This window comes from Citrobacter sp. Colony219 (genome assembly GCF_019382635.1).
GTDB lineage: Bacteria > Pseudomonadota > Gammaproteobacteria > Enterobacterales > Enterobacteriaceae > Citrobacter > Citrobacter youngae.
Genome location: NZ_CP080033.1, coordinates 4531915 through 4548855, shown reverse-complemented (window position 1 = coordinate 4548855; position 16941 = coordinate 4531915). Strand labels below are relative to the sequence as shown.

The following is a 16941-nucleotide window of genomic DNA, read 5'->3' as shown; positions in this document are numbered from 1 at the left end:
TAACACTATGGATAAGAAATCTGCTCGTATCCGTCGTGCGACCCGCGCACGCCGCAAGCTCCAGGAGCTGGGTGCAACTCGCCTGGTGGTACATCGTACCCCGCGTCATATTTACGCACAGGTAATTGCACCGAACGGTTCTGAAGTTCTGGTAGCTGCTTCTACTGTAGAAAAAGCTATCGCTGAACAATTGAAGTACACCGGTAACAAAGACGCTGCTGCAGCTGTAGGTAAAGCTGTTGCTGAACGCGCTCTGGAAAAAGGCATCAAAGATGTATCCTTTGACCGTTCCGGGTTCCAATATCATGGTCGTGTCCAGGCACTGGCAGATGCTGCCCGTGAAGCTGGCCTTCAGTTCTAAGGTAGAGGTGTAAGATGGCTCACATCGAAAAACAAGCTGGCGAACTGCAGGAAAAGCTGATCGCGGTTAACCGCGTATCTAAAACCGTTAAAGGTGGTCGTATTTTCTCCTTCACAGCTCTGACTGTAGTTGGTGATGGTAACGGTCGCGTTGGTTTTGGTTACGGTAAAGCGCGTGAAGTTCCAGCAGCGATCCAGAAAGCGATGGAAAAAGCCCGTCGCAATATGATTAACGTCGCGCTGAACCACGGCACCCTGCAGCACCCGGTTAAGGGTACTCACACGGGTTCTCGTGTCTTCATGCAGCCGGCTTCCGAAGGTACCGGTATCATCGCCGGTGGTGCAATGCGCGCCGTTCTGGAAGTCGCTGGAGTTCGTAACGTTCTGGCTAAAGCGTATGGTTCCACTAACCCGATTAACGTGGTTCGTGCAACTATCGATGGTCTGGAAAATATGAAATCTCCGGAAATGGTCGCTGCCAAGCGTGGTAAATCCGTTGAAGAAATTCTGGGGAAATAAACCATGGCAAAGACTATTAAAATTACTCAAACCCGCAGTGCAATCGGTCGTCTGCCGAAACACAAGGCAACGCTGCTTGGCCTGGGTCTGCGTCGTATTGGTCACACCGTAGAGCGCGAGGATACTCCTGCTGTTCGTGGTATGGTCAACGCGGTTTCCTTCATGGTTAAAGTTGAGGAGTAAGAGATGCGTTTAAATACTCTGTCTCCGGCCGAAGGCTCTAAAAAAGCGGCTCGCCGCCTGGGTCGTGGTATCGGTTCTGGCCTCGGTAAAACCGGTGGTCGTGGTCACAAAGGTCAGAAGTCTCGTTCTGGCGGTGGCGTACGTCGCGGTTTCGAGGGTGGTCAGATGCCTCTGTACCGTCGTCTGCCGAAATTCGGCTTCACTTCACGTAAAGCAGCGATTACAGCCGAAGTTCGTCTGTCTGACCTTGCTAAAGTTGAAGGCGGTGTTGTAGACCTGAACACGCTGAAAGCAGCCAACATTATCGGTATCCAGATCGAGTTCGCGAAAGTGATCCTGGCTGGTGAAGTCACTACTCCGGTAACTGTTCGTGGCCTGCGTGTTACTAAAGGCGCTCGTGCTGCTATCGAAGCTGCTGGCGGTAAAATCGAGGAATAAGTAGCAGATGGCTAAACAACCGGGATTAGATTTTCAAAGTGCCAAAGGTGGCTTAGGCGAGCTGAAACGCAGACTGCTGTTTGTAATCGGCGCGCTGATTGTGTTCCGTATTGGCTCTTTCATTCCGATCCCTGGTATTGATGCCGCTGTACTTGCCAAACTGCTTGAGCAACAGCGAGGCACCATCATTGAAATGTTTAACATGTTCTCTGGTGGTGCACTCAGCCGTGCTTCTATCTTTGCTCTGGGGATCATGCCGTATATTTCGGCGTCGATCATTATCCAGCTGCTGACGGTGGTTCATCCAACGCTGGCAGAAATTAAGAAAGAAGGGGAGTCTGGTCGTCGTAAGATCAGCCAGTACACCCGTTACGGTACTCTGGTGCTGGCTATATTCCAGTCGATCGGTATTGCTACCGGTCTGCCGAATATGCCTGGTATGCAGGGCCTGGTGATGAACCCAGGCTTTGCATTCTATTTCACCGCTGTTGTAAGTCTGGTTACAGGGACGATGTTCCTGATGTGGTTGGGTGAACAGATTACTGAACGTGGTATCGGCAACGGTATCTCAATCATTATCTTCGCCGGTATTGTCGCGGGACTCCCGCCAGCCATTGCCCATACTATCGAGCAAGCGCGTCAAGGCGACCTGCACTTCCTCGTGTTGCTGTTGGTTGCAGTATTAGTATTCGCAGTGACGTTCTTTGTTGTATTTGTTGAGCGTGGTCAACGCCGCATTGTGGTAAACTACGCGAAACGTCAGCAAGGTCGTCGTGTCTATGCTGCACAGAGCACACATTTACCGCTGAAAGTGAATATGGCGGGGGTAATCCCGGCAATCTTCGCTTCCAGTATTATTCTGTTCCCGGCGACCATCGCGTCATGGTTCGGGGGCGGTACTGGTTGGAACTGGCTGACAACAATTTCGCTGTATTTGCAGCCTGGGCAACCGCTTTATGTGTTACTCTATGCGTCTGCAATCATCTTCTTCTGTTTCTTCTATACGGCGTTGGTTTTCAACCCGCGTGAAACAGCAGATAACCTGAAGAAGTCCGGTGCATTTGTACCAGGAATTCGTCCGGGAGAGCAAACGGCGAAGTATATCGATAAAGTAATGACCCGCCTGACTCTGGTTGGTGCGCTCTACATTACCTTTATCTGCCTGATCCCGGAGTTCATGCGTGATGCAATGAAAGTACCGTTCTACTTCGGTGGGACCTCACTGCTTATCGTTGTTGTCGTGATTATGGACTTTATGGCTCAAGTGCAAACTCTGATGATGTCAAGTCAGTACGAGTCTGCATTGAAGAAGGCGAATCTGAAAGGCTACGGCCGTTAACAGTCGCCCGAGAAGTTACGGAGAGTAAAAATGAAAGTTCGTGCTTCCGTCAAGAAATTATGCCGTAACTGCAAAATCGTTAAGCGTGATGGTGTCATCCGTGTGATTTGCAGTGCCGAGCCGAAGCATAAACAGCGCCAAGGCTGATTTATTCGCATATTTTTCTTGCAAAGTTGGGTTGAGCTGGCTAGATTAGCCAGCCAATCTTTTGTATGTCTGTGCGTTTCCATTTGAGTATCCTGAAAACGGGCTTTTCAGCATGGTGCGTACATATTAAATAGTAGGAGTGCATAGTGGCCCGTATAGCAGGCATTAACATTCCTGATCAGAAACATGCTGTGATCGCATTAACTTCGATCTACGGCGTCGGCAAGACCCGTTCTAAAGCCATTCTGGCTGCCGCGGGTATCGCTGAAGATGTTAAGATCAGTGAGCTGTCTGAAGAACAAATCGACACGCTGCGTGACGAAGTTGCCAAATTTGTCGTTGAAGGTGATCTGCGCCGTGAAGTTAGCATGAGCATCAAGCGCCTTATGGATCTTGGTTGCTATCGCGGTTTGCGTCATCGTCGTGGTCTCCCGGTTCGCGGTCAGCGTACCAAGACCAACGCACGTACCCGTAAGGGTCCGCGCAAACCGATCAAGAAATAATCGGGGTGATTGAATAATGGCAAAGGCACCAATTCGTGCACGTAAACGTGTAAGAAAACAAGTCTCTGACGGCGTGGCTCATATCCATGCTTCTTTTAACAACACCATCGTTACCATTACTGATCGTCAGGGTAACGCACTGGGTTGGGCAACAGCCGGTGGTTCCGGTTTCCGTGGTTCTCGCAAATCCACTCCGTTTGCAGCTCAGGTTGCAGCAGAGCGTTGCGCTGAAGCCGTAAAAGAATACGGTATCAAGAATCTGGAAGTTATGGTCAAAGGACCGGGTCCAGGTCGCGAATCTACTGTTCGTGCTCTGAACGCCGCTGGTTTCCGCATCACTAATATTACTGATGTGACTCCGATCCCTCATAACGGTTGTCGTCCGCCGAAAAAACGTCGCGTATAACGCTGTCGTTTCTAGGATTGTTGGAGAAAGAAAATGGCAAGATATTTGGGTCCTAAGCTCAAGCTGAGCCGTCGTGAGGGCACTGACTTATTCCTTAAGTCTGGCGTTCGCGCGATCGATACCAAGTGTAAAATTGAACAAGCTCCTGGCCAGCACGGTGCGCGTAAACCGCGTCTGTCTGACTATGGTGTGCAGTTGCGTGAAAAGCAAAAAGTTCGCCGTATCTACGGTGTGCTGGAGCGTCAGTTCCGTAACTACTACAAAGAAGCAGCGCGTCTGAAAGGCAACACCGGTGAAAACCTGTTGGGTCTGCTGGAAGGTCGTCTGGACAACGTTGTATACCGTATGGGCTTCGGTGCCACTCGTGCAGAAGCACGTCAGCTGGTCAGCCATAAAGCAATTATGGTAAACGGTCGTGTTGTTAACATCGCTTCTTATCAGGTTAGTCCGAATGACGTTGTTAGCATTCGTGAGAAAGCGAAGAAGCAGTCTCGCGTGAAAGCCGCTCTGGAGCTGGCTGAGCAGCGTGAAAAGCCAACCTGGCTGGAAGTTGATGCTGGCAAGATGGAAGGTACGTTCAAGCGTAAGCCGGAGCGTTCTGATCTGTCTGCGGACATTAACGAACACCTGATCGTCGAGCTTTACTCCAAGTAAAGCTTAGTACCAAAGAGAGGACACAATGCAGGGTTCTGTGACAGAGTTTCTAAAACCGCGCCTGGTAGATATCGAGCAAGTGAGTTCGACGCACGCCAAGGTGACCCTTGAGCCTTTAGAGCGTGGCTTTGGCCATACTTTGGGTAACGCACTGCGCCGTATTCTGCTCTCATCGATGCCGGGTTGCGCGGTGACCGAGGTTGAGATTGATGGTGTACTACATGAGTACAGCACCAAAGAAGGCGTTCAGGAAGATATCCTGGAAATCCTGCTCAACCTGAAAGGGCTGGCGGTGAGAGTTCAGGGTAAAGATGACGTTATTCTTACCTTGAATAAATCTGGCATTGGCCCTGTGACTGCAGCCGACATTACCCATGATGGGGATGTCGAAATCGTCAAGCCACAGCACGTGATCTGCCACCTGACCGATGAGAATGCATCTATTAGCATGCGTATCAAAGTTCAGCGCGGTCGTGGTTATGTGCCGGCTTCTACCCGAATTCATTCGGAAGAAGATGAGCGCCCAATCGGCCGTCTGCTGGTCGACGCATGCTACAGCCCTGTAGAGCGTATTGCCTACAATGTTGAAGCAGCGCGTGTAGAACAGCGTACCGACCTGGACAAGCTGGTCATCGAAATGGAAACCAACGGCACAATCGATCCTGAAGAGGCGATTCGTCGTGCGGCGACCATTCTGGCTGAACAACTGGAAGCTTTCGTTGATTTACGTGATGTACGTCAGCCGGAAGTTAAAGAAGAGAAACCAGAATTCGATCCGATCCTGCTGCGCCCTGTTGACGATCTGGAATTGACTGTCCGCTCTGCTAACTGCCTCAAAGCAGAAGCTATCCACTATATCGGTGATCTGGTACAGCGTACTGAGGTTGAGCTTCTTAAGACGCCTAACCTTGGTAAAAAATCTCTTACCGAGATTAAAGACGTGCTGGCTTCCCGTGGACTGTCTCTGGGCATGCGCCTGGAAAACTGGCCACCGGCAAGCATCGCTGACGAGTAACCGGATCACAGGTTAAGGTTTTACTGAGAAGGATAAGGTCATGCGCCATCGTAAGAGTGGTCGTCAACTGAACCGCAACAGCAGCCATCGCCAGGCTATGTTCCGCAATATGGCAGGTTCACTGGTTCGTCATGAAATCATCAAGACGACTCTGCCGAAAGCGAAAGAGCTGCGTCGCGTAGTTGAGCCGCTGATTACTCTTGCCAAGACTGATAGCGTAGCTAATCGTCGTCTGGCATTCGCCCGCACTCGTGATAACGAGATCGTGGCAAAACTGTTTAACGAACTGGGCCCGCGTTTCGCGAGCCGCGCCGGTGGTTACACTCGCATTCTGAAGTGTGGTTTCCGTGCAGGCGACAACGCGCCGATGGCATACATCGAGCTGGTTGATCGTTCAGAGAAAACAGAAGCTGCTGCAGAGTAATCTGTAGTAACGTAAAAAAACCCGCCTCGGCGGGTTTTTTTATATCCGTCATATCCCCACTTATCTACAATATCTGTACTCTTTTTGTTCATCCCCTGGAGTGTTGTATGTGGTTACTGGACCAGTGGGCAGAGCGCCATATTATTGATGCACAATCTAAAGGTGAGTTTGATGATTTACCGGGAACGGGCGAACCGCTGACTCTTGACGATGACTCCCATGTCCCGCCGGAACTGCGAGCCGGATACCGTTTATTAAAAAATGCAGGTTGCCTCCCTCCTGAGCTCGAGCAACGCAGAGAAGCAATACAGCTGCTTGAAATACTCGCGGGGATCCGCAAAGATGATCCAAGTTATCCGGAGGTGAGCCGAAGACTGTCGCTGCTGGAACTTAAACTTCGGCAGGCTGGACTCAGCACCGAGTTTTTGCGCGGTGACTACGCAGATAAGCTGCTAAAAAAGATCAACGATGAATAGCGGAGAGAGCATGTACCGAATTGGTGAAATAGCGAAACTGGCTGACGTGACGCCAGATACTATCCGCTACTATGAAAAGCAGCAGATGATGGAGCATGAAGTGCGTACTGAAGGCGGATTTCGCCTCTATACAGAAAGCGATCTTCAGCGCCTGAAGTTTATTCGTTATGCCCGCCAGCTTGGTTTCACTCTGGAGTCGATCCGCGAGTTGCTTTCGATCCGTGTTGATCCCGAACACCATACCTGTCAGGAATCAAAAGGGATCGTCCAGGAAAGACTGCAAGAAGTCGAAGCACGTATTGCCGAACTTCAGACGATGCAGCGGTCTCTGCAGCGATTGAATGATGCATGCTGCGGCAAGGCACACAGCAGCGTGTACTGCTCTATTCTTGAAGCTCTTGAGCAAGGCGCCAGTGGAACAATATCAGGCTGTTGATTTCTTGAACTGCCGGGTCTACACTCGCGGCGTAAATTACTACAAACTGGAGATATTATGAGTCGTTATCAGCACACCAAAGGGCAGATAAAAGACAACGCCATTGAGGCGCTTCTGCATGACCCACTGTTCAGACAGCGCGTTGAGAAGAATAAAAAAGGTAAAGGTAGTTATCTGCGTAAAGGTAAACATGGCAATCGGGGTAACTGGGAGGCCAGTGGCAAGAAAGTGAATCACTTTTTTACCACTGGCCTTCTGGTTTCAGTGAGTGCTTAAGAACGGTTATTTTGTTCTTTCAGCAGGTCACGAATTTCACTCAGCAATACTTCTTCTTTCGAGGGAGCTGGCGGTGCAGCCGGCTCTTCCGCTTTTTTACGATTCAGTTTGTTGATCAGTTTGATTGCCATAAAGATAGCAAACGCCACAATAATGAAATCAAATACGTTCTGAATAAATACACCGTAATGCATAACGACAGCCGGGATGTCTCCCTGCGCATCGCGTAATGTCAAAGCAAACTGTTTAAAATCGATCCCACCAATTAACAACCCCAGTGGCGGCATGATGATATCGGCAACCAGCGATGAAACAATCTTACCGAATGCCGCACCAATAATGACACCCACTGCCAAATCGACAACATTCCCGCGCATCGCGAATTCGCGAAACTCTTTAATAATGCTCATTTTATTCTCCCTATGCAGCTGACGTTTATAAGTTTAACAAATGTTTAGGCAATTTCCATTTATGTATTGCTGAAAGGAAAATTTATTAGACCATGAAATATAAAGGGAAATAAAAAGGGCGCTGTATTCGCGCCCAAATTATTACAGGAAGAAAGGACTTGGCTGGAATAGTCGCTCGACGTCAGTAATAAACTTTTTGTCTGTCAGGAACATGATAACGTGATCACCCTGCTCAATACGCAGGTTGTCATTGGCTATCATCACGTCGTTACCTCGCACTACCGCACCAATAATGGTACCGGGTGGAAGTTTAATTTCATCAATTGAGCGTCCCACAACCCGAGATGTTGTTTCATCCCCGTGTGCGACGGCTTCAATGGCTTCCGCGACGCCACGGCGTAGTGAAGAAACGCCGACAATGTCAGCTTTACGTACGTGACTGAGCAGCGCGGAGATGGTCGCCTGCTGCGGTGAAATAGCAATATCGATCACGCTACCTTGCACCAGATCGACGTATGCTCTGCGTTGGATTAACACCATCACTTTCTTGGCACCCATCCGTTTGGCAAGCATCGCCGACATGATATTCGCTTCATCATCGTTGGTCACTGCGATAAACAGATCAACTTGATCAATATGTTCTTCAGCCAGCAGCTCTTGATCCGAGGCATCACCGAAAAAGACGATCGTATTTTGCAATTTCTCCGCAAGTTCGGATGCCCGTTGCTGATTGCGCTCGATCAGTTTGACACTGTAATCTTTTTCCAGACGTCGGGCCAGACCAGCACCGATATTACCGCCACCCACTAACATAATACGCTTGTAGGGTTTTTCCAGACGCTGCAGTTCACTCATTACGGCGCGAATATGCTGTGATGCCGCAATAAAGAACACTTCATCACCCGCTTCAACGATCGTAGAACCTTGTGGACGGATTGGTCGATCATGACGGAAAATCGCCGCAACGCGGGTATCGATGTGTGGCATATGTTCGCGCATTGTCGACAGTGCATTGCCGATCAATGGTCCGCCGTAATAGGCTTTTACTACTGCCAGACTGACTTTACCTTCGGCAAAATTGACTACCTGTAATGCACCCGGATATTCAATCAGTCGATAAATGCTATCGATAACCAGTTGCTCCGGCGCAATCAGGTGATCGATAGGTACCGCATCGGATTGGAATAGCTTGTCCGCATCACGAACATAATCCGGTGAACGAATACGGGCGATGCGATTAGGCGTATTAAACAGTGAATAAGCTACCTGGCAGGCAACCATATTTGTTTCATCTGAGCTGGTTACGGCAACCAGCATATCGGCATCGTCGGCCCCAGCTTCACGCAGTACGCGAGGATGTGAACCGTGCCCTTGCACGACGCGGAGATCAAACTTGTCCTGCAGGCTGCGCAGGCGTTCACCATTGGTATCGACTACCGTGATATCGTTGTTTTCTCCGACCAGGTTTTCAGCCAGCGTACCGCCAACTTGCCCTGCGCCCAGAATGATAATTTTCATCAGTCGCGACCCGTTATCTCATCACTTTTTGATTAGCTTAGCGTAAAAGAAGCCATCGCCATCTTCCGCACCTGGTAAATTCTGACGTCCGGGTTTTTCCGGCGTACCGGTTTCGCTTAATACCGCATCCGGCGTGCGTGCCAGGAAGGCGGTAATTTGCTGCTGGTTTTCTTCTGGCAGGATAGAGCACGTTGCATAAACCAGCGTGCCGCCAGGTTTAAGATGTAACCAGGTTGCATTCAGGATCTCGGCCTGCAATTGGGCAAGTTCGGCAATATCCCGGTCGCGGCGCAGCCATTTGATATCCGGATGGCGACGAATCACCCCGGTGGCAGAACACGGAGCATCCAGCAAAATACGGTCAAACTGTTGTTCGCCACACCATTGTTGTGGATATCGACCATCACCCTGTTTTACGGTTGCCTTCATGCCGAGGCGTTTCAGATTGTCGTAAACGCGCGATAAGCGTTTCTCATCGACATCGACGGCCATTACGTTAGCGTGCGGAGCAACTTCCAGAATGTGCGTCGTTTTACCGCCCGGCGCGCAGCACAGGTCGAGGATCTGTTCACCGTTCTCCGGCAACAGATAAGTTACACATCCTTGAGCTGAAGCATCCTGGACGGTTACCCAGCCTTCATCAAAGCCTGGGAGGGCGTGTACAGGAGCCGGCGTTTCCAGACGCACTGCATCCGGATAATCCGGATGTGGGAAGCCGGTTAATCCTGCTTCGCTAAGCAGGTCCAGCCAGGCGTCGCGCGTATGGTGGTTACGATTGACACGCAGCCACATCGGTGGTCGCTGATTATTGGCTTCAAGAATAGCTTCCCACTGCTGCGGATAAGCGGCCTTAATACGTTTCACCAGCCAGGAAGGGTGTAAGAAACGTAAATCGCTTTGCGCGAACTCGGCCAGCAGTTCATCCTGACGACGCTGAAACTGGCGCAACACGCCGTTGATCAACCCTTTAAGCTGCGGACGCTTTATGACAACCGCACCTTCGACAGTCTCAGCCAGCGCAGCGTGCGGTGGAATACGGGTATGCAGTAGTTGGTAGAAGCCCACCATGATCAGATAGTGAACGGTGCGCTGTTTGCCCGTCATTGGACGTTCCATCAGCTGCTGGATCATCCACTCCAGTTGGGAGAGCGTGCGTAATACGCCGAAGCAAAGTTCCTGCAACAGCGCCTTATCTTTGTCGGCTACTTTTTGCTGCATGGCGGGCAGTACGTTACTCAACGATTGGCCCTTTTCGACAACCTGTTCGACAGCCTGGGCCACCATACTGCGTAAATTAAGATGTTTTTTCATAAGCGCAAAAATAAAAATGCCCGGAGGCTCCGGGCTTTAAAAGAGATGAACCGTCAGATCAGACGATTCCCGGGCACAAACCACTCCCGACGCGAATTGAGCAGATCCTGTGCGCTCATCGCTTTCTTACCGGCAGGCTGTAAAGCGATGAGATTCAGGATGCCGTCGCCTGTTGCGACCTGGATGCCCTGCTTTGTCGCCTCGAGGATGGTGCCTGGTGCAGACTGTGTGTTCACAGCAATAACAGAAGCTTTCCAGACTTTCACTGGCTGACCGTCAATTTCAAGCCAGCTCATTGGCCACGGGTTAAAGGCGCGGATACAGCGTTCCAACTGAGTGGCCGAAAGCGACCAGTCGATACGTGCCTCTTCTTTGCTGAGTTTTTCTGCATGCGTAACCAGAGATTCATCCTGAACAACTGGTTTTATTGTGCCAGCAGCAAGCTGTTTTAGCGTTTCAATCAGCCCCTGAGGCCCTAAATCTGCCAGCTTGTCGTATAACGAACCGCTGGTATCTTCTGCCGTAATTGGGCACGACAGCTTATGCAGCATATCTCCGGTGTCCAGACCGACATCCATCTGCATGATGGTTACACCTGTTTCGGTGTCGCCTGCCCACAATGAACGCTGGATCGGTGCGGCCCCACGCCAGCGTGGAAGCAGAGAACCATGAACGTTGATGCAACCCAGACGCGGCATGTCCAGTACGGCTTTTGGCAGAATCAGGCCATATGCCACCACCACCATTACATCAGCGTGCAGATCAGAAACCAGTTGTTGGTTTTCCTGGGGACGAAGAGATACAGGTTGGAAAACGGGTATCCCTTTTTCTTCCGCCAGCACTTTTACCGGGCTGGGCATCAGCTTTTTACCACGTCCCGCAGGGCGGTCCGGTTGGGTAAACACCCCAACGACGTTATGTCCAGAAGACAACAGCGCGTCGAGATGACGCGCTGCAAAGTCAGGTGTACCCGCAAAAATAATACGTAGTGAGTCTGACACGTTGATTCTTGTCCTTAAGCTCGGGCGTTCAGGCGGTCGAGTTTTTCAACTTTCTGACGAATACGTTGTTGCTTCAACGGAGACAGATAATCGATAAACAGTTTACCGACCAGGTGATCCATTTCATGTTGGATGCAGATAGCCAACAGGCCATCGGCCTCCAGTTCAAAAGGCTTACCGTCGCGATCGAGCGCACGAATTTTTACTTTTTCAGCGCGCGGTACTAATGCACGTTGTTCAGGAATAGACAGGCAGCCTTCTTCAATGCCCGTTTCACCGTCTTTTTCCAGCAGCTCTGGGTTAATGAGTACCAGACGCTCGTCACGGTTTTCAGAGACATCAATAACAATGATGCGCTGATGAATATCGACCTGTGTTGCGGCCAGACCGATACCTTCTTCGGCGTACATCGTTTCGAACATATCATCAACGATACGCTGAATTTCTGCATTCACTTCTTCAACCGGCTTTGCGACTTTGCGAAGACGCTCGTCCGGAATATGTAACACTTGCAAAACTGACATAGTTATCCAGAGTTGTGTTCAGGAATTGGAAAGATTATTACCTCTATTCTAGACAAAACCCGCTCTGATTGACAGCATCAGTGACCAATCGCAAAGATTGCCAGGACTGCTTGTGGCAGGGGAACAGGGATGACCCATATTGAGATTTGGTTACGTTTAGCACAAGTGAATGAACTGTATGGTGATGAGATGGTGCGCACTGCTCGCTGGCTTATCGCTCAACCGAGTATTAACAATACGGTACTTCGGCATGCAGGGTTCACTCCTCGCCAGGTCGAACGTTTTCTGGCCTTTTCTGAACAGTCACTGGAAAAAACGCTGCGTTGGCTTGAGTTACCCCATCATCATCTGGTTTTTGCCGACAGCAAGTATTTTCCGCCGCAGCTGCGTGCTATTGAGGATTACCCTGGCGTACTTTTCATTGCTGGCCGCCCTGAGTGTCTTCACTCATTTCAAGTTGCTGTTGTCGGCAGTCGGCAGTACTCCTGGTATGGCGAACGATGGGCGCGGTTGTTCTGTGAAAAGCTTTCAGCATGTGGTGTGACGATCACTAGCGGACTGGCTAAAGGGATTGACGGTGTGGCGCATACTGCAGCGATAAACACACACGGGGCCAGTATTGCGGTACTGGGAAATGGTTTGGAAACTATATATCCACGGCGACATGTTCGTCTTGCCGAAAGTTTGATAGAGGCCGGAGGTGCTCTGGTGTCCGAGTTTCCTTTGGATATGCTCCCTTTACCGCGTAATTTTCCCCGACGAAATCGCATTATTAGTGGTCTAAGTAAGGGAGTACTGGTTGTTGAAGCGGCACAGCGTAGTGGCTCATTAGTCACTGCACGCTGTGCGCTGGAACAAGGACGGGAGGTTTTTGCTTTGCCTGGACCGATAGGGAGTCCGGGAAGTGAAGGTCCCCATTGGCTCATTCAGCAGGGAGCCATGCTTGTGACGGCACCAGAGGAAATACTGGAAAGTTTGCAATATGGGCTGCAATGGCTGCCAGATGAGCCTGAAAAATCAATTTATTCGCCGGATCACGAAGAGGTGGCATTGCCATTTTCAGAGCTCCTGGCTAACGTAGGAGATGAGGTAACACCTGTTGACGTCGTCGCTGAACGTGCCGGCCAACCTGTGCCAGAGGTAGTGGCTCAACTGCTCGAACTGGAGTTAGCAGGATGGATCGCAGCTGTACCCGGCGGCTATGTCCGATTGAGGAGGGCAAGCCATGTTCGACGTACTAATGTATTTGTTTGAGACATATATCCATAACGAAGCTGAGCTGCGTGTGGATCAGGACAAACTGGAACGGGATCTTACCGACGCTGGTTTTGATCGTGAAGACATCTACAACGCGTTACTGTGGCTGGAAAAGCTTGCTGATTATCAGGACGGCCTTGCAGAACCTATGCAGCTTGCATCAGATCCCCTTTCTGTACGTATTTATACTGCAGAAGAGTGCGATCGGCTGGATGCGAGCTGTCGGGGGTTCCTGCTATTCCTGGAGCAGATTCAGGTGCTAAACCTCGAAACGCGAGAAATGGTGATAGAGCGCGTACTTGCGCTGGATACGGCTGAGTTTGATCTGGAAGACCTGAAGTGGGTGATCCTGATGGTTCTGTTCAACATTCCAGGCTGCGAAAATGCCTATCAGCAAATGGAAGAATTACTCTTTGAAGTGAATGAAGGTATGCTGCATTAATCAATCTTCATTCAGTATGAGTTGTTATGGCTAAATCAGCACTGTTTACGGTGCGTAAAAACGAGCCCTGCCCACAATGTGGGGCTGAACTGGTTATTCGTTCCGGGAAACACGGCCCGTTTCTTGGTTGCTCACACTATCCAGAATGCGATTATGTCCGTCCGCTGAAATCATCTGCGGACGGACATATAGTCAAAGTTCTGGAGGGTAAATTCTGCCCTGCATGTGGCGCTGAACTGGTGCTGAGGCAGGGACGATTCGGTATGTTTATTGGGTGCAGTGATTACCCTGCCTGCGATCACACTGAGCTTATCGATAAGCCTGATGAAACCGCAGTAGTGTGCCCCCAATGCCAGACGGGCCACTTGGTTCAGCGGCGTTCACGTTATGGCAAAACCTTCTACTCCTGCGATCGCTATCCGGAGTGTCAGTTTGTCATTAACTTCAAACCGTTAGCGGGAGAGTGTCCAGAGTGCCACTATCCGCTACTCATCGAAAAGAAAACCGCGCAGGGTGCGAAGCATTTCTGTGCCAGTAAACAATGTGGAAAGCCGATCCCGGCGGAATAAAAAGTGAATAAAAACCTGCCTACGGACCCCATCGCTGCCGCGATAGAGGTTCTGCAACAAGAAAATGTCATCGCTTATCCAACAGAAGCCGTTTTTGGTGTCGGTTGCAATCCTGACAGCGAAACGGCGGTAATGCGTCTGTTGGAACTCAAACAACGTCCAATTGATAAAGGTTTGATTTTGATTGCAGCAAGCTTTGATCAACTCAAACCGTATATTGATGACAGTATGCTCACCGATGCTCAACGTGAAGCAGTTTTCGCTCGCTGGCCTGGCCCTGTCACTTTCGTTTTCCCGGCTCCTGCGACAACGCCGCGTTGGCTAACCGGTCGTTTTGATTCGCTCGCCGTGCGCGTCACGGATCACCCGCTGGTGGTTGCATTGTGCCAGGCTTATGGCAAGCCATTAGTTTCTACCAGTGCCAATCTGAGTGGACTGGCACCCTGCAGAACGGTAGAGGAAGTACGAGCGCAGTTCGGGGAAGATTTTCCAGTGGTTGAAGGTAATACCGGCGGACGTTTGAATCCCTCGGAAATCAGAGATGCTTTGACGGGTGAACAGTTTCGACAGGGGTAATATGAAAGAAGCCTATGCTGTTTTTGGTAATCCGGTAGCACACAGCAAATCGCCTTTTATTCATCAGCAATTTGCAGAGCAGCTGAAGATTGATCACTCTTATGGTCGGGTGTTGGCGCCGATCAATAACTTTGTGAATACGCTCAATGCCTTTTTTGCTGATGGGGGGAAAGGGGCTAATGTTACCGTTCCTTTTAAAGAAGAGGCTTTTGCGCGTGCTGATGAACTAACAGAGCGGGCATCGCTGGCTGGGGCGGTCAATACTCTAAAACGGCTGGAGGATGGGCGTTTACTGGGTGATAACACCGATGGTATCGGCCTGCTTAGCGATCTTGAGCGTTTGTCTTTCATTCATCCCGGGTCTCGTATCCTGTTGATTGGGGCTGGTGGAGCGTCCCGTGGAGTGTTGCTGCCTCTCCTGTCTATGGATTGCGCGGTGACTATTGTTAATCGCACCGCCTCACGTGCTGAAGAATTGGCGCAGATCTTCTCCCATACCGGCAGCGTTCAGGCGGTAGGAATGGATGAGCTGGATAATTACACCTTCGATCTGATCATCAACGCAACGTCCAGTGGTATTAGCGGTGATGTTCCAGCCATTCCTGCATCGCTTATTCATTCTTCGGTTTATTGCTACGACATGTTCTATCAAAAGGGGAATACTCCGTTCCTTTCCTGGTGCGTATCGCATGGTGCAAAATATTGTGCTGATGGTTTGGGAATGCTGGTGGGGCAAGCGGCACATGCTGTTTTGCTCTGGCATGGTGTACTACCGGAGATTGAGCCTGTGATTAAAACACTGCAACAGGAACTTTCTGCATGAATCAGGCGATTCAATTCCCTGATAGGGAAGAGTGGGTGGCGGATATTAATTCCGTCGTCTTCCCGGCGATGGTTCATGGTATGCAGCTAAAATGTGCCATAAAAGGAGAGACGCTGGCGCATCGCTTTGGCGGCGACACGTCTGAACAGTGGCTTGAAACTTTTCGCGAATATCGCTGGGATCTGGAAGAAGAGGCTGAAGCATTGATCCAGGCCCAGCAGGAAGATGCTCAAGGTTGGGTGTGGTTACTCTGACTTAAATACTCGTCTTTCCACTTAACATAGTTGTTAGCTGAATATTGTAAGCCTGCTTTCTCTTCATTGCTTAATGGACGGATTTGCTTAACCGGGCTTCCCAGGTACAGATATCCGCTTTCCAGGCGTTTGTTTTGTGGAACCAGGCTCCCAGCCCCAATCATAACGTCGTCTTCTACGACTACGCCATCCAGCAGAATCGATCCCATACCGACTAAAACGCGGTTGCCAATGATGCAACCATGTAGCATGACTTTATGACCAACCGTAACGTCCTCACCCACGATCAGTGGATTACCCTGCGGATTAGACGTGGATTTATGCGTGACATGGAGAACGCTGCCGTCCTGGATGTTTGTACGGGCGCCAATCTGTACGTAGTTCACATCGCCACGAATCGCAACCAGTGGCCAAATCCCGACATCATCAGCCAGACGAGCATCGCCAATGACAACACTACTACTATCGATCATGACGCGTTTGCCGATCTGTGGGAAAAGATCCTTATAAGGACGTAGTACATCAGACATGTTTACCTCAATGAAAATAGGGCGGTAATGAAGACTTTGGTTGGATTATTGAGACTGTGCAAGTGGTTTAGCTATCAAAAATCAGCCAAATTGCACAGGAATGTAGCGAAAGGAGTGAAAAACAAGCATTCGGCAAAAAAGATCCAAAAAACACTTGTGCTAAAAAATGGGATCCCTATAATGCGCCTCCATCGACACGGCGGATGTGAATCACTTCACGCAAACAGCCGGGCCGGTTGAAGAGAAAAACCTGAAAATGAGGGTTGACTCTGAAAGAGGAAAGCGTAATATACGCCACCTCGCGACAGAGCGCTAAAGCGCGTCGCAACTGCTCTTTAACAATTTATCAGACAATCTGTGTGGGCACTCGAAGATACGGATTCTTAACGTCGCAAGACGAAAAATGAATACCAAGTCTCTGAGTGAACATACGTAATTCATTACGAAGTTTAATTCACGAGCATCAAACTTAAATTGAAGAGTTTGATCATGGCTCAGATTGAACGCTGGCGGCAGGCCTAACACATGCAAGTCGAACGGTAGCACAGAG

General features: G+C 50.1%; 26 protein-coding genes and 1 rRNA gene (1 of these 27 only partly in view). 21 read left to right on the top strand and 6 right to left on the bottom strand.

Translation table 11 applies throughout. The features are described 5' to 3' along the window. Positions 1–7: 7 nt before the first annotated feature. From rplR to arfA, 14 genes are all read left to right on the top strand, one after another. Entirely contained in the window at positions 8–361 is a 354-nt protein-coding gene (gene rplR, locus JTI85_RS20180) for a 50S ribosomal protein L18 (protein ID WP_000358960.1), read from the top strand. 14 nt (positions 362–375) lie between these two features. After that, positions 376–879 carry a 30S ribosomal protein S5 gene (gene rpsE / locus JTI85_RS20175; protein ID WP_003031131.1) on the top strand — a complete coding sequence of 168 codons (504 nt, stop codon included), beginning with the start codon at positions 376–378 and terminating at the stop codon, positions 877–879. A gap of 3 nt (positions 880–882) precedes the next feature. Next, the gene (gene rpmD / locus JTI85_RS20170) at positions 883–1062 is read left to right on the top strand and encodes a 50S ribosomal protein L30 (RefSeq protein ID WP_001140434.1); all 180 of its coding nucleotides are present in this window, start codon (positions 883–885) and stop codon (positions 1060–1062) included. Positions 1063–1065: 3 nt separating this feature from the next. Further along, a complete protein-coding gene (rplO, locus tag JTI85_RS20165; RefSeq protein WP_003031132.1) occupies positions 1066–1500 on the top strand; it encodes a 50S ribosomal protein L15 in 435 nt (144 codons plus the stop codon). A gap of 7 nt (positions 1501–1507) precedes the next feature. Next, positions 1508–2839 (top strand): preprotein translocase subunit SecY, encoded by a 1332-nt coding sequence (gene secY, locus JTI85_RS20160; RefSeq protein ID WP_001118864.1) that lies wholly within the window; start codon positions 1508–1510, stop codon positions 2837–2839. A 30-nt stretch (positions 2840–2869) separates the two neighbouring features. Beyond that, positions 2870–2986, top strand: a complete 117-nt coding sequence (gene rpmJ, locus JTI85_RS20155) for a 50S ribosomal protein L36 (protein ID WP_000868187.1) — start codon at positions 2870–2872, stop codon at positions 2984–2986. Between the two features lie 146 nt (positions 2987–3132). Next, positions 3133–3489 (top strand): 30S ribosomal protein S13, encoded by a 357-nt coding sequence (rpsM, locus tag JTI85_RS20150; RefSeq protein ID WP_003031135.1) that lies wholly within the window; start codon positions 3133–3135, stop codon positions 3487–3489. A gap of 16 nt (positions 3490–3505) precedes the next feature. Next, the gene (rpsK, locus tag JTI85_RS20145) at positions 3506–3895 is read left to right on the top strand and encodes a 30S ribosomal protein S11 (protein ID WP_003031137.1); all 390 of its coding nucleotides are present in this window, start codon (positions 3506–3508) and stop codon (positions 3893–3895) included. Between the two features lie 33 nt (positions 3896–3928). Then, the gene (gene rpsD / locus JTI85_RS20140) at positions 3929–4549 is read left to right on the top strand and encodes a 30S ribosomal protein S4 (RefSeq protein ID WP_003031138.1); all 621 of its coding nucleotides are present in this window, start codon (positions 3929–3931) and stop codon (positions 4547–4549) included. A gap of 25 nt (positions 4550–4574) precedes the next feature. After that, the gene (gene rpoA / locus JTI85_RS20135; RefSeq protein WP_003031139.1) at positions 4575–5564 is read left to right on the top strand and encodes a DNA-directed RNA polymerase subunit alpha; all 990 of its coding nucleotides are present in this window, start codon (positions 4575–4577) and stop codon (positions 5562–5564) included. 40 nt (positions 5565–5604) lie between these two features. After that, positions 5605–5988 carry a 50S ribosomal protein L17 gene (gene rplQ, locus JTI85_RS20130; protein WP_001216370.1) on the top strand — a complete coding sequence of 128 codons (384 nt, stop codon included), beginning with the start codon at positions 5605–5607 and terminating at the stop codon, positions 5986–5988. A gap of 107 nt (positions 5989–6095) precedes the next feature. After that, positions 6096–6464, top strand: a complete 369-nt coding sequence (locus JTI85_RS20125; RefSeq protein WP_003845236.1) for a DUF1992 domain-containing protein — start codon at positions 6096–6098, stop codon at positions 6462–6464. A 10-nt stretch (positions 6465–6474) separates the two neighbouring features. Then, positions 6475–6900 (top strand): Zn(2+)-responsive transcriptional regulator, encoded by a 426-nt coding sequence (gene zntR, locus JTI85_RS20120; RefSeq protein WP_048213521.1) that lies wholly within the window; start codon positions 6475–6477, stop codon positions 6898–6900. Positions 6901–6957: 57 nt separating this feature from the next. Next, on the top strand, positions 6958–7176 hold the full coding sequence (arfA, locus tag JTI85_RS20115) for an alternative ribosome-rescue factor ArfA (protein WP_048213520.1): 219 nt from the start codon (positions 6958–6960) through the stop codon (positions 7174–7176). On the opposite strand, the gene mscL is transcribed toward arfA, so the two are convergent. From mscL to def, 5 genes are all read right to left on the bottom strand, one after another. Next, complete coding sequence (mscL, locus tag JTI85_RS20110) at positions 7173–7586, bottom strand: large-conductance mechanosensitive channel protein MscL (protein ID WP_003031152.1); 414 nt, start codon at positions 7584–7586, stop codon at positions 7173–7175. The two genes, arfA and mscL, sit on opposite strands and share 4 nt — an antisense overlap. A 141-nt stretch (positions 7587–7727) precedes the next feature. Next, positions 7728–9104 carry a Trk system potassium transporter TrkA gene (gene trkA / locus JTI85_RS20105; protein ID WP_003031153.1) on the bottom strand — a complete coding sequence of 459 codons (1377 nt, stop codon included), beginning with the start codon at positions 9102–9104 and terminating at the stop codon, positions 7728–7730. 21 nt (positions 9105–9125) lie between these two features. Then, positions 9126–10415 (bottom strand): 16S rRNA (cytosine(967)-C(5))-methyltransferase RsmB, encoded by a 1290-nt coding sequence (rsmB, locus tag JTI85_RS20100; protein WP_219351944.1) that lies wholly within the window; start codon positions 10413–10415, stop codon positions 9126–9128. Between the two features lie 53 nt (positions 10416–10468). Next, a complete protein-coding gene (gene fmt, locus JTI85_RS20095) occupies positions 10469–11416 on the bottom strand; it encodes a methionyl-tRNA formyltransferase (RefSeq protein WP_219351943.1) in 948 nt (315 codons plus the stop codon). 14 nt (positions 11417–11430) lie between these two features. Continuing rightward, positions 11431–11940 (bottom strand): peptide deformylase, encoded by a 510-nt coding sequence (gene def, locus JTI85_RS20090; RefSeq protein ID WP_040232019.1) that lies wholly within the window; start codon positions 11938–11940, stop codon positions 11431–11433. A gap of 129 nt (positions 11941–12069) precedes the next feature. Between def and dprA the strand changes: the two genes are divergently transcribed. The 6 genes from dprA to JTI85_RS20060 are packed head-to-tail and all read left to right on the top strand — an operon-like array spanning position 12070 to position 15861. Then, entirely contained in the window at positions 12070–13194 is a 1125-nt protein-coding gene (gene dprA / locus JTI85_RS20085; RefSeq protein ID WP_048213517.1) for a DNA-protecting protein DprA, read from the top strand. After that, a complete protein-coding gene (smg, locus tag JTI85_RS20080; protein WP_005134083.1) occupies positions 13166–13639 on the top strand; it encodes a DUF494 family protein Smg in 474 nt (157 codons plus the stop codon). The genes dprA and smg overlap by 29 nt, the downstream gene beginning before the upstream one ends. Positions 13640–13665: 26 nt before the next feature. Beyond that, the gene (locus JTI85_RS20075) at positions 13666–14208 is read left to right on the top strand and encodes a type I DNA topoisomerase (protein ID WP_048213516.1); all 543 of its coding nucleotides are present in this window, start codon (positions 13666–13668) and stop codon (positions 14206–14208) included. 3 nt (positions 14209–14211) lie between these two features. Further along, on the top strand, positions 14212–14784 hold the full coding sequence (gene tsaC, locus JTI85_RS20070) for an L-threonylcarbamoyladenylate synthase type 1 TsaC (protein ID WP_048213515.1): 573 nt from the start codon (positions 14212–14214) through the stop codon (positions 14782–14784). A 1-nt stretch (position 14785) separates the two neighbouring features. After that, positions 14786–15607 carry a shikimate dehydrogenase gene (gene aroE / locus JTI85_RS20065; protein ID WP_201443180.1) on the top strand — a complete coding sequence of 274 codons (822 nt, stop codon included), beginning with the start codon at positions 14786–14788 and terminating at the stop codon, positions 15605–15607. Beyond that, positions 15604–15861, top strand: a complete 258-nt coding sequence (locus JTI85_RS20060) for a DUF1488 domain-containing protein (protein ID WP_172743569.1) — start codon at positions 15604–15606, stop codon at positions 15859–15861. Before aroE ends, JTI85_RS20060 begins: the two co-directional genes overlap by 4 nt. On the opposite strand, the gene JTI85_RS20055 is transcribed toward JTI85_RS20060, so the two are convergent. After that, complete coding sequence (locus JTI85_RS20055; RefSeq protein WP_172743571.1) at positions 15837–16391, bottom strand: gamma carbonic anhydrase family protein; 555 nt, start codon at positions 16389–16391, stop codon at positions 15837–15839. The two genes, JTI85_RS20060 and JTI85_RS20055, sit on opposite strands and share 25 nt — an antisense overlap. A gap of 471 nt (positions 16392–16862) precedes the next feature. Between JTI85_RS20055 and JTI85_RS20050 the strand changes: the two genes are divergently transcribed. Beyond that, positions 16863–16941 (top strand): 16S ribosomal RNA (locus JTI85_RS20050); it runs 1461 nt beyond the window's last position.